The organism is Enterococcus sp. DA9, assembly GCF_008000875.1.
GTDB classification, from domain to species: Bacteria; Bacillota; Bacilli; order Lactobacillales; family Enterococcaceae; genus Enterococcus_B; species Enterococcus_B lactis.
The window spans coordinates 186419-197500 of record NZ_CP042839.1; the positions used below are offsets into that span (position 1 = coordinate 186419).

Consider the following 11082-nt stretch of genomic DNA (forward strand, 5'->3'; position numbering starts at 1 on the left):
ACAAGAACAAGACGGATGGTTGTCTTGTTCTTGCATGATTGCTGCTTTTTTGCTTTATACTAAGTCTGGATGATTAAAATAAAAATCTTCGATGCGTTTGAAAGCACCTGGTTCTACTCGCTCTAATGCTGTACCAATTTCGTCTAATGCTTCTTGATAATGATATTCTTTATTGAATAAATAGTAACTTTTATCAATCGCTTCTCGAACTTCTTCGTGTGTATGACGATAACGGTTTGCATATTGGAGCATTTGCTCCGTTAGTGCTGCTGCATCTACTAGATCATGTGTCTTCTTATCTAATAATTCTAGATCTTCTTCGCATAGAGCAACTAAACGATTGACTTCCTCCATGTTTACTCGAATTTTATTCAAGACAACACTTAGTTCTTCAATACGATCAGTAGCAACAAAAAAGAATTCTAGGTAATCATTCGGCAAGCCAGGCAAACGTTGTTTCTCTACAAAACGTTTCAAACTACGCAATTTAAATTCGAATGTATCGATCTTTTCTTGCGCTTCTTTTTCGCCTTTTCTCAATTCATGTAATGAGTCGTCGATCTCTACTTGTTGCGTTTCGATATCTTCTAAGACCTTGAAGACTGTTTTATAGAACGTACGCACTTCTGAATAAGGGATTTCGTGTTGGCGGATCTGTGGAATCATCTGTTCATTTTGACGTTCCATTTCTTCCACTTCAGTTTGGAAACCTCGTACACGACCAATTTCATTGTGATTCAATGTATAGCTTTGAGCGGTGTGATCCAACTCAATCAATAATTGACGGTTATTCTTCGTTGTATGTTTGATATACTCTGCAATCGTTGATTGGTTAGTTTTTACATATCTCTGAGCTTCCATTTCTCGTTCTAAGATGTCATATAGCGAATCAATCAAATCAGCTGTTTCTCGGTTTTCGAATTCGACCGTTTCAACTTCTGTTTTTTCAAGATTGGCTAATGAATTTTCAATTCTTCGACTTACTTTTGCGATATCTTCAGCAAGATCTTCTTCAGGGAATACATATTGTTCTTCCATTAATTTCTCATAAGTATCACTGATTTCTTCAAGTTGTTCAGGGAAAGTCGTATGGAGATCTTCATACAGTGGTGGAATTTTTTTCATCAGAGCTTCCACTTCATACGTATGTTTTTCTGCTTTATCTAAAACCTCGCGGGCCTCTACAGGATCGCCGGAAGTATTTAAAGTCACGAATTGCGTAAATTCTTTTTCGATCATCTTGATCTGTTTTTGCAATTCAAAAAGAGCTGGTCCATATTCATGCTCGTCTTCTCTGACTTTTTCTTTCAGTTCTTCATAGACATCAAGCGCCTGCTGGACAGCTAATGAGTTGCGTTCTTCCGTTTCTCGCAATTCCTTCAGACCTTCACGGATTTCCGTTACTTGTTTCTCCATTTGGTCCATTGTTGCTTCTGCTTCAACAACTGCTTTTTTTCCTTTTAAGAACCGAAAACTTTCATTGAGGTTTTCCACTTCAAAAATTTGACTTTCTAATTCAGCGAATGAGGAAGTAGATATGTCATTCCACTTTTGACTCCATTCACGAAAGGTATTTTGGCTTTGCCCAACCAGATGCATTTTTTTAACATCATCGACTTCTTCAATCACTGGCAAGTCAAATAATTCTTCCTTGCGTTTTTCTAAGGCATCCAATCGATCTTGGTTTTTTTTCTTCATCAAGTAACTAACCAAAAAGACGACAATGGCGACTATAATGATTGCAATGACGATTCCGATGATAACATTATTTCCCATTTATGGTTCCTCCGTTTTCAGTATGCATCTTTTTATGCAACAGATGGCGTTCTGCTTGGCATAAATCCAAATAATACGTCTCTCGTGCAAAAGACATCTATTCTAGATTATAGCATACTATTTCCATGCATTCACTAACTTAAACGAAAATCTTTTGTTTTTCATCGTATAAAGATAACAAAAATAGTGACGTACTGATCACTCTGTTTCGTTTGTGCATGCACTCCTATCAGCAGAGCTTTTCCTAGCAAGAGCTTCTTGAATCTGTCGTTGGATTTCTGCCGCGATTTTAGGCTCTGGCGCGTACTCCATCTGCCAGTTCTCAGGTTTCAATACTTTATTTGTTACAGGATCATAATGAGGTTTTCCATCTGGAAACAATTTTCCCATATTTGCCTGATGGACGATATCAAATATTCGATCAGGCGCTATTCCCAATAATGAAAAAGAACCGTAAGTAAAGTAAAGGATATCTGTCAGTGCATCTACTTGTTCAATCAGTGGGTCACTTCCCCACTCTGTTTTATCAAGTATTTTTTCTTCTGCTTTATCTAATGCTTCGTGTAGCAGAGTAACAGCTTCATGTAGTTGTTCTTTACTTGGTGAGGTAGCTGCAACAAATTCAACAAGTTCTTCTATTTTGAATGCAGCACGTGTATGAGCCTCCATCGCAGTAAAAGCTGTGGGGATTTCTGGTCTTCTTGGATCAAAAATTTTGTGAAATGCTTCTACTTTTTGAAAAGGTGTCTCTGATTCCATACTAATGTTTTCCTTCTTTCATTGACTAATAAATCAGACCAAAGTGTTTCAGTCCTTCGTATATGCCATCTTCTTCATTTGATTGGGTCACAAAATCTGCGGCATGTTTTACTTCAATCTGAGCATTTCCCATAGCCACTCCAATTCCTACACCTTTCAGCATCTCGATATCATTGTAATGGTCGCCGAATGCCATGATTTCTTCCATCTCAATTCCGACAGCATTTGCGAAAGCTTGGATGCCTAGCAATTTTGAACCACCTTTTGGGATGATATCTACAGTATACGTATTTGAACGTTGGAAGGTACACTCGGGAAATAGATGTTCTAACTTTTTCTGTTCTGACTCCGGACTAAGCAGTATACATTGGTAAATTGGTTCTTTTAATATCTCTAATGTTTCATAACGGTCCTTTTGCCGATGAGGGCTAAAAAGCTGGAGGACTTTTTTCATCAGACGTACCGGGAATTTACGCGGTAAAAAGCTGACTAGCCGCTTGATAAAAATCGATTGTCCTAATAGCATCGTTGTTGATCCATCTAGCCGATTTCTCGCACCAAAAACGATTTGTCGATGGTTAGCATCTGCAAATTCAACAATATGTTCCAATACTTTTTGTTCAAAAGGGTGGTCGATAATCGTTCGATCTGCAGTAAAAACCAGTTGACCATTATACACGACATACATATCTAATTCCAAATCATCAATGATTTCTTTGATCTTTATTGGGCTGCGCCCCGTTGCTACACCGCATAAAATGCCGTTTTTCCGAGCATAGTTAATTGCTTGTTTTGTTGATTCCAATGCTTTTGAACGATTGGTGACCAATGTTCCGTCAATATCAAAAAAAATAGCTTTGATCATAGACTTCGCCCCTTTCATGAATAAAATAAGCCCTTAAAACAGATCCATTTGAGTTGGATTAAGTCCATCCGGCTGGATATTTAATATTTTTTGCAGTGCTAATGCATTTTCAGCCGCATCCCCGCCAGAATTGTTATTAAAAATCACACCTATCTCTTTTGTCTTAGAATCAACTGCTTTGACTTCACATGCTAGTTCTTGTAGTTCTTTTTCTGAATAACGATACAATGTTCTTTTTTTGCGCCAATATTTATCATTTGCTTGCCATCCCTGAGCATTCCTGCCATGAAATCGAAAAAGAGCAAAGTTCGGATTGGTTACAAATGGATCAAAAGGGATCGTTGTATTCAGCAGCTGCGGCTCATCAATGATGGCTAAAGAAAAAGCGGCTCGAGACATAAAGTTTCTCGTACGTTCAAGAAATTCATCGCTATACCAAGAATAGTCCCGCAATTCTACAGCAACAGGATAACCCTCAAACCACTTTCTAAGTTTGCGCAAGTATTGGACATTTTCTTTTGTACACTTGAATGAAGAGGGGAATTGAATTAAAAAGCAAAAAAGCTTTCCAGCTTCTACCATTGGCGACATGACATCTAAAAAATGCGTAATCATCTCTTCTTCTGTCTGATAATAAGGCTTCCAATCTCCTTGACCGCTGATCCCTTGATAGACTTTGACTACAAAGCGAAAATATTCAGGTACTTCGTTTATCCAATTCTCAACAGAGGACTTTCGAGGAATCCCATAATAAGCAGTATCTAATTCCACTAAGGGTAGAAATCCGGCATATTCATACAGAGTGTTATTCTTTTTGCCAGTTAATTTGTCATGTTCTTTAAACGATGTTAATCCGATTCTGATCATTTTCGACCACCTTCGTAATTGTTTTCTCTTGACTACTTTTTTGTAAAAGAAACTCAACCAAATACTCCGTGCATTAAGAGGTCAAGGTCGAGTCTTCTTCGTTTAAGTAAGAGTAGCTTTTTTATAATAAGTCTGGCTATTGTTATTCTTCACTGATAGCAAAACTCTTTTATATAGTATACAATAAGATTTAACGGCTATGCAAAATTATTCGTAAGGAAGTCTGTAAAATGAAAAAAATACTTGTACTGCACACCGGCGGAACGATCGCCATGAAAGAAAACATGCTCACTGGCGGTGTTAGTCCTGATGTGGCAAACCCGTTATTAGATGCAGAAATCACGATACCTGAGCATGTGGAACTCTTAGTTGAAGATATCTTCAATCTTCCCTCACCACACATCATGCCTTCTCACATGTTGGTATTAAAAGAACGTATCTTGTCCGCTTATGAATCAGGTATATTCGGAGTGGTGATTACACACGGTACGGATACATTAGAAGAAACTGCCTTTTTTCTTGATACAACGATTGGTGACAAATTACCAATTGTTTTGACTGGGGCAATGCGTTCAAGTAACGAACTTGGAAGTGACGGCCTCTATAATTTTGAAAGTGCTATTCGCGTCGCAAGCTGTGAAGAAGCGGTAGATAAGGGTGTATTAGTGGTCATGAACGATGAGATTCATTCTGCACGCTACGTGACAAAGACCCACACCACAAATGTTGCTACTTTCCGAACGCCTACATTGGGACCAATCGGTTTAGTAACTAAGAATCGAATCTTATTCTTACAAGAACTTTTAGAAACAAAGCGGCTGGATATTTCCGCTGTAAATGGGACTATCCCAATTGTTAAAGCATATGCTGGGATGCAAGGAGACTTATTGGAAGCAATCGCCCATACGAAAGTAGACGGTCTAGTCATTGAAGCTTTAGGTGCCGGAAATCTCCCTCCTCAAGCCTTAGCAGCTTTAGAAAAGCTTCTTGTCCAAAAAATTCCTGTAGTACTTGTTTCTCGTTGTTTCAATGGAATCGCAGAGCCTGTTTATGATTATGAAGGCGGAGGAAAAGAACTAGAAGAAATGGGGATTATTTTCTGCAACAGCATCAATAGTCAAAAAGCACGTTTAAAACTATTGATTGCCGTAAACTATGGTTTGACGGGCGAAGAATTGATTTCGTTTATCCAAAACTAACCATCAATATCTGATAGCTAAACTTAAAAAGAGAGGCTGTGACAAAAGTAGCTTCTTCGAAAACTAAGCCGAAATTTCACAAAAATTTGAGAAACAATTTCCGTAAATTTCTTCTTATTTCTTGAAGCTGACCACTTCTGTCACAACCTCTTTTTTATTTATTTTTCCATAGAATATTGGCTTCACAATACAGCTGTTCTTGCATTCGGATTTCATGTTTTGTTTTGATACCATTTTCGGTTGGGACTTGTTCAAAATGGCTTTCGATCTCATTCCCGTACTCTACTTCTTTATCAAATCGAATAATTACTTTTTCTGGAACATGCGTAGTCAAAAAGTCATATCCCAATACATCAATGATCCAATTAAAATACATCGCATTATTAACATGCTGATTACTATCGATATCATAAAAACGAACACGATATGGCAACATGAAGCCCGAATCAATCTTTTCAATTTTTTCCTGACGCTTGATTTTTTTGATCTTCTCACTCTCAAAAGGAGCAATGATTTCTTCATTAACACTGCTCATTTTTCGATTCACAAAATCCATCAATACAAAAACAGATTCTATTTTGACTAATTCTTCCCCATCTTCATCATGGATCCAGAAGTTCCGATAACAGAAAAACTTATTGTACTCCATGGCTTGAGTCGTTACTGAAATTACTTCACCGACTCTAGGCAGACGATTAATCTCCATAGAATAATTCGTGATGACCCAAGTCAGTCCAAAGCTATTGACGAATTCACTGCCTCTTCCCAACTGGTCGCTTTGATCTTCAGATGTTTTGATAACTACTCCTAACATCGAAGGAAATGTCATCGTTTGATTGATGTCACACTCATAATATGAAACTTCATGCTTTTTGGTATATTTCTTTGCCAAAAACACGCCCTCCTCTTAAAAACTTTCTAGTAATTGATCTACTTGGGAACCGTAACTTTCTCCAAACATATTCAAATGTGCCAAAAGATAATATAACTGGTAAATCGGTAGTCGATCTTCCCATCCCTCTTCTAATGGAAATATAGTTTGATAGGCATCTAAAAATTCCGGTCGGAAACCGCCGAATAACTGACTCATTGCAATGTCTTGTTCCCGATTCCCATAAGAAACAGCCGGATCGACAAAAATTGGATGTCCTTGCTGGTCAAAGAACACATTACCACTCCACAGGTCTCCATGCAAGAGGCGTGGAGTGATCTTTTTGGGTTCAACCGATTTCAATACTCGTTCTTTAAATTGCAGATACTTTTCTTGCCGCTGTACATTCCAACGATTCGTTTCTTCCGCTAAAGAAATCTGGGCTTCAAGCCGATTTTTAAAGAAAAAAATCCACCAATCTTCTTCAAAAGAATTTTTCTGAATAAGTGTACCTAGATAGTTATCTTTTCGAAAACCAAATTGTGGCGCTGTTTGCTGATGGAGTTTAGCTAAAGCTACAGCAAGATCTCGTTGATCTCCTTTTCCCGGCTCGATCCATTCCATTAACAAATAAGCGCCTTCACTTGTTTCACCCAGCATGTAGGTATCTGGTACACGTACGAATGTAGCTAGCTCTTTTAACCCATCTACTTCTGCTTCAAAAAAATCTTTTTTTACATTCGGATGGATTTTCAAAAAATAAGCACGTTGATCTGTTTTTATACGATAAGTTTGATTCACATCGCCGCCAACAACTGGAATCACTTTCCCATTTAGTTTCAGATCAGATAAAACAGTTTGGATATCCATGACTTTTCCCCCTACTCCCAATTTTATTCTATTTTGTCATCCTACTTGTTTCATGATAAAAGGATTATTTCCAATCCTTATCCCTTTATTTAGAATTATAGCACAGGGATCATAAAAATCAGGAGATGGACTTTATAGATAAAAAAGAGCTGACTTAAGCCAGCTCTTTTTATCTATAGCATACTCTTTATTGAACTATTTACCTATGCTAAAGCACCCATTGGATCCCATGGAGCTAGCATAATTGGTTCTTCATTGAACGCATTTAGTTGCTCTTTCGTCAACAAATCTTTTCTGACAACGATTTGGTACGTATATTCGTCCATCCAAGCATCACTCATAACGAAGAAACCGTTCTTTCCAACTTTTTCGCCCCAGCTGTTTTCGACTTTCCATTTTGTTGATTGTCCGTCCACTAAATCAACGCCAGTCAATACCATCGCATGGGTCATCAAACTTTCACCAAAATCCAAACGTTCAGCTTTAGTCATTGTGAAATCCGTATCGAATAGATCATCCATCGAATAAGCATCTAAGGCCATGATGCCACTGGTTCTAGTAGAAGATTGTCCTACATCACAACCAAACCATACAGATTCTCCTTGTTCAAGCTGAGCAATCGCTAATTTTTTGAAAGTTTCCATATCAACATTCAGGTATTTAACTTCTTTCCCGTCAACGACATTCCCTAGCATCTCTACTGTATAAGAACGATTGAATGGTTTGTCTTTTGTTGGTGCATTGATCACACTAATATAATCATCTAATTTTACACCGATGTATTTATCATAAAAAATTTGTGGCGTCAGTCCTCGGTCAAGATGATAGTTTTGTTCTTCATCGCGGTACTCAAAATCGAATTCTTTTGGAGGTGTTCCTAATGAGATGGCTAAGAAGTTATAAATACTTTCTAGCATTTCTTCTTTTTTTTCTTCAATAGCGTCTAATGTTTCTCCTTGAGCAACCATTTCGCGTAACACAACTGCATCTTTACGCAGTAGTTTGTTCAAGTAGTTATTCAAATCTCGAGAATTTGAACTATTCGCACTTTCCGGCATTACCGATTTAGGCACAACACCGTATTTTTGGAATAATGAAACGATCATATCCCATTGACCGCCATCTTGTTGAGGAGTAGTTAGCAAGAAAGCCACTTTTCGGCTATCAATAGCCTCTTTTCCAGTTGCAATAATGTTTTCATAGAAGTAATTTGCCTTTTCATATTTATCCCAGAAAAAAGTGTAATTTTGTGATAATTCAAACTCTTTTAAATGGAATTGATTCAGCATTTTGTGACGGAACGTATTCAATGCAGCAAACATCCAGCAACGTCCCGATTGCATTTGATTAGCCACTTTGCCTGTAGCTAAATCAATAGAAAATACTGGTGTATTCGCCACATGTGCTGAAATATTTTCAGCAGAAGCAGTAATCCCGTTCTTCACGACAGCCCGCTGCAACGCCTGCTGTTTGTTATTTGCTTGAAACTGTTTGTCAAATTTTGTTGTCATATCCGGTGTAATAGCTTTCATCCAATCATCCTTCCAAATCCAAGTTACACTTCGTATTTTACTCTTAAGAATTTAGAAATACAATCTCTTCTATGATGAAATTTTCATTTGAATGAGAATATACTTACAACTTCATGAAGAAAAATGTCATACGGTATACAATAATTTTCAAATAAAAAAGAATATTCCTATGAGATAACGAAAATGGACTGTATAATAAAGAAAAGGTCTAGAAGAACATCATACAATAAGATAGCTTTCAAAATACTCATTGAAAGAAGGAAATACTATAACGTAAGAAAGGAGAATGAATAAAATGAAAAACCTGATTGCTGGCGGCTTTTTGTTTGTGGGTGGTGGCATACTTATGAATACAGATAACTTTGGGAATGTCATTCCTTTTCTTGGTGCAGTTTGTGCTTTGATTGGTGTAGGAATGCTGATTTATTTCGTATTTAGCGATGATGGGAAGTATGGTTGATTATGAGTAGCCAACTCTACTCTTTCGTAAAGATTACAACATACGTGACAAAAACAGAAAGATTGATTCATCATAATAATAAAAGAAAAAGAAACCCAAGTGATTGGATTTCTTTTTCTTTGCATAAGCTTTATTTACTCCGGCAGTAGGACTCGAACCTACGACATCATGATTAACAGTCATGCGCTACTACCAACTGAGCTATGCCGGAATCAAGTACATGAATATAATATCAATTTCTTTCAAATAACGCAATACTTTTTTTAAAATTTTTTACTATATTCTCGAAGAAACCGTTAGCATTTTTTGTTATTTTTACTTTTTTCTAAGAATTGTTTCATTAGTACAAAAACACATTTTTTTGATAAAAAATATATTGACAAATACATTAATATTCGTTATCCTATTATTTGTATTAATGATAATGCCGCTTTAGCTCAGCTGGTAGAGCGCTTCCATGGTAAGGAAGAGGTCGCCGGTTCAAGCCCGGCAAGTGGCTTCCTTAAACAGTGCAACATGTTGGTTTAACCATGTGTCTGCGCTGTTTTTTATTTTATGCCACGAAAATCCCACAAAACTGTTTTTATTTTAAACAAAAAAAGAATTTTTCAGTTAGTCTGCGAATAAAAAAATTCATCCAATCGATTGCTCGACTCTTATTGTCGCGTAATATTTAACGGCTCTGCAACATCTTCTTGAAAAACCCCTCTCTTTTTTCTATGAATACTTTAATTTCACTGCTAATTCCATAATCATTACCTCTTGTTTAGTTTACAACTAGTTGACCATTAGAAATCATCCGTTTATTATTATGGGTTAAAGTTCTAGAAATAATATTCCCTCTAGGTACTGAAATACTTAAATCCGAGGTAGATATAATATGCTGTCTGCCATTTACACGAACGTCATAGGAAACGAGCCAATTTCCAGAAGAAGCTTTAGAGAAACGATAAGTTCTAGCACCAACTCTACCCAGACGCTCAATTTCTTCAACTATTAAATGTATTTCCTCTCCTCCTCATTAATATAGGTCAGCTCCTTCATGTCCATACTATCTGATAATACGAGCTCAAGTACAGTTGAGCTTATTTTTTCCTGAGCTTTTACTTCTTCTTTGGATCCAATTCCTTCTAAATATTTTTGTTAATAAAAGTCATGTACTCCCAAAATCAACTGCTAGTTACCTTAACGAAGCCAATGATTTACATTGATGTAACCTGGTGAGTTCTTATCAAGAAAGGCATGTTCTGAGATAATTACGTTAGTAACAATATAAATTTTTTATAGGAGGGAACATAATGATTAAAAAATTAGTTCTATGTACAATTGTATTGGGAAGCTTTGGGTTAAGTATCACGGCAAATGCGACTACTGAATATGGTGGTACTGATCAAGCAACTCTGAGATTGATCGAAAAAGCTGAAAGATTAAGTCAAAGTTCGGATGAAGATATCTTGATAGTTGGCAATTATGAAGTGTCATTAGGAGGAATACGTCCTTGTTGCCTTATTAGGAAACAAGCAAATTGAACTAAATGGTCTTTCTGACTTCCCTATTCGGTTATCGAAAGATTCTAAAACCAATAAAATTACTCCACAAAATGGAAAGATTTCTTTCAAAGCGCCAAGTGATCCGGGAAGTTATGAGTTTGTTGTGTATCAATTTGGTTTGGAAAAGGAAATGTTAGGTCTTCCGATGGTTGATAATTCTTTCAGGATGACCATCGTAGTAGAGTGAAAGTCCATTTATTCTCCAAATTAATGGAATCACATTAAAGTAAGTGTCCCTGTTGACAACCGATAGCGGAGCTACTTGCTTTATGGATGTTTCAGTGCCCCCGAGTACTCTATTGATTTAACTGATCCACAATTTGAATTTCCTGA

Annotated in this window: 11 protein-coding genes, 2 tRNA genes and 1 pseudogene (1 of these 14 running past the window's edge); 5 read left to right on the plus strand and 9 right to left on the minus strand. The window is 36.9% G+C overall.

Going from position 1 to position 11082, the window contains the following annotated elements:
• Positions 1–54: 54 nt before the first annotated feature.
• The 4 genes from FTX43_RS01730 to FTX43_RS01745 form a co-directional block, all read right to left on the minus strand.
• Positions 55–1776, minus strand: a complete 1722-nt coding sequence (locus tag FTX43_RS01730; protein ID WP_002310211.1) for a septation ring formation regulator EzrA — start codon at positions 1774–1776, stop codon at positions 55–57.
• Positions 1777–1974: 198 nt separating this feature from the next.
• Positions 1975–2535, minus strand: a complete 561-nt coding sequence (locus tag FTX43_RS01735; protein WP_002310210.1) for a haloacid dehalogenase — start codon at positions 2533–2535, stop codon at positions 1975–1977.
• Between the two features lie 25 nt (positions 2536–2560).
• The gene (locus FTX43_RS01740) at positions 2561–3400 is read right to left on the minus strand and encodes a Cof-type HAD-IIB family hydrolase (RefSeq protein ID WP_002310209.1); all 840 of its coding nucleotides are present in this window, start codon (positions 3398–3400) and stop codon (positions 2561–2563) included.
• Between the two features lie 33 nt (positions 3401–3433).
• The gene (locus tag FTX43_RS01745) at positions 3434–4267 is read right to left on the minus strand and encodes a DUF72 domain-containing protein (RefSeq protein ID WP_147606688.1); all 834 of its coding nucleotides are present in this window, start codon (positions 4265–4267) and stop codon (positions 3434–3436) included.
• A 230-nt stretch (positions 4268–4497) separates the two neighbouring features.
• Here FTX43_RS01745 and FTX43_RS01750 point away from each other — a divergent pair, with 230 nt between their 5' ends.
• Positions 4498–5466 carry an asparaginase gene (locus tag FTX43_RS01750; protein WP_002314249.1) on the plus strand — a complete coding sequence of 323 codons (969 nt, stop codon included), beginning with the start codon at positions 4498–4500 and terminating at the stop codon, positions 5464–5466.
• A gap of 154 nt (positions 5467–5620) precedes the next feature.
• Here the strand turns inward: FTX43_RS01750 and FTX43_RS01755 are convergent, their stop codons facing one another.
• The 3 genes from FTX43_RS01755 to FTX43_RS01765 all read right to left on the minus strand — a co-directional run bounded on the left by FTX43_RS01755 (position 5621) and on the right by FTX43_RS01765 (position 8739).
• On the minus strand, positions 5621–6358 hold the full coding sequence (locus FTX43_RS01755) for an acyl-ACP thioesterase domain-containing protein (protein ID WP_002310206.1): 738 nt from the start codon (positions 6356–6358) through the stop codon (positions 5621–5623).
• A gap of 15 nt (positions 6359–6373) precedes the next feature.
• Positions 6374–7207 carry a fructosamine kinase family protein gene (locus FTX43_RS01760; protein WP_002310205.1) on the minus strand — a complete coding sequence of 278 codons (834 nt, stop codon included), beginning with the start codon at positions 7205–7207 and terminating at the stop codon, positions 6374–6376.
• 203 nt (positions 7208–7410) lie between these two features.
• Positions 7411–8739, minus strand: a complete 1329-nt coding sequence (locus tag FTX43_RS01765) for an aminopeptidase C (protein ID WP_002310204.1) — start codon at positions 8737–8739, stop codon at positions 7411–7413.
• 295 nt (positions 8740–9034) lie between these two features.
• Between FTX43_RS01765 and FTX43_RS14850 the strand changes: the two genes are divergently transcribed.
• On the plus strand, positions 9035–9199 hold the full coding sequence (locus FTX43_RS14850) for a hypothetical protein (protein WP_002320198.1): 165 nt from the start codon (positions 9035–9037) through the stop codon (positions 9197–9199).
• 137 nt (positions 9200–9336) lie between these two features.
• Here the strand turns inward: FTX43_RS14850 and FTX43_RS01770 are convergent.
• Positions 9337–9410 (minus strand) — tRNA-Asn (locus FTX43_RS01770).
• Positions 9411–9625: 215 nt separating this feature from the next.
• Here FTX43_RS01770 and FTX43_RS01775 point away from each other — a divergent pair.
• A tRNA-Thr gene (locus FTX43_RS01775) sits at positions 9626–9698 on the plus strand.
• Positions 9699–9965: 267 nt separating this feature from the next.
• Here FTX43_RS01775 and FTX43_RS15490 read toward each other — a convergent pair.
• Complete coding sequence (locus FTX43_RS15490; RefSeq protein WP_187147354.1) at positions 9966–10205, minus strand: DUF5626 family protein; 240 nt, start codon at positions 10203–10205, stop codon at positions 9966–9968.
• 292 nt (positions 10206–10497) lie between these two features.
• Between FTX43_RS15490 and FTX43_RS01780 the strand changes: the two genes are divergently transcribed.
• Both FTX43_RS01780 and FTX43_RS01785 read left to right on the plus strand, forming a co-directional pair.
• Positions 10498–10728: a hypothetical protein gene (locus FTX43_RS01780; protein WP_002310198.1), complete on the plus strand. Its 231-nt coding sequence runs from the start codon at positions 10498–10500 to the stop codon at positions 10726–10728.
• Positions 10729–11053: 325 nt separating this feature from the next.
• A pseudogene (locus FTX43_RS01785) lies at positions 11054–11082 on the plus strand (alpha/beta fold hydrolase) (its annotated part continues 307 nt past the right edge of the window); the annotation flags it as partial.

What these genes read in the sequence shown, in the direction of transcription:
- FTX43_RS01730 (WP_002310211.1), bottom strand. Translation starts at nt 1,776, where the DNA reads ATGGGAAATAATGTTATCATCGGAATCGTCATTGCAATCATTATAGTC.
- FTX43_RS01735 (WP_002310210.1), bottom strand. Translation starts at nt 2,535, where the DNA reads ATGGAATCAGAGACACCTTTTCAAAAAGTAGAAGCATTTCACAAAATT.
- FTX43_RS01740 (WP_002310209.1), bottom strand. Translation starts at nt 3,400, where the DNA reads ATGATCAAAGCTATTTTTTTTGATATTGACGGAACATTGGTCACCAAT.
- FTX43_RS01745 (WP_147606688.1), bottom strand. Translation starts at nt 4,267, where the DNA reads ATGATCAGAATCGGATTAACATCGTTTAAAGAACATGACAAATTAACT.
- FTX43_RS01750 (WP_002314249.1), top strand. Translation starts at nt 4,498, where the DNA reads ATGAAAAAAATACTTGTACTGCACACCGGCGGAACGATCGCCATGAAA.
- FTX43_RS01760 (WP_002310205.1), bottom strand. Translation starts at nt 7,207, where the DNA reads ATGGATATCCAAACTGTTTTATCTGATCTGAAACTAAATGGGAAAGTG.
- FTX43_RS01765 (WP_002310204.1), bottom strand. Translation starts at nt 8,739, where the DNA reads ATGAAAGCTATTACACCGGATATGACAACAAAATTTGACAAACAGTTT.
- FTX43_RS14850 (WP_002320198.1), top strand. Translation starts at nt 9,035, where the DNA reads ATGAAAAACCTGATTGCTGGCGGCTTTTTGTTTGTGGGTGGTGGCATA.
- FTX43_RS01780 (WP_002310198.1), top strand. Translation starts at nt 10,498, where the DNA reads ATGATTAAAAAATTAGTTCTATGTACAATTGTATTGGGAAGCTTTGGG.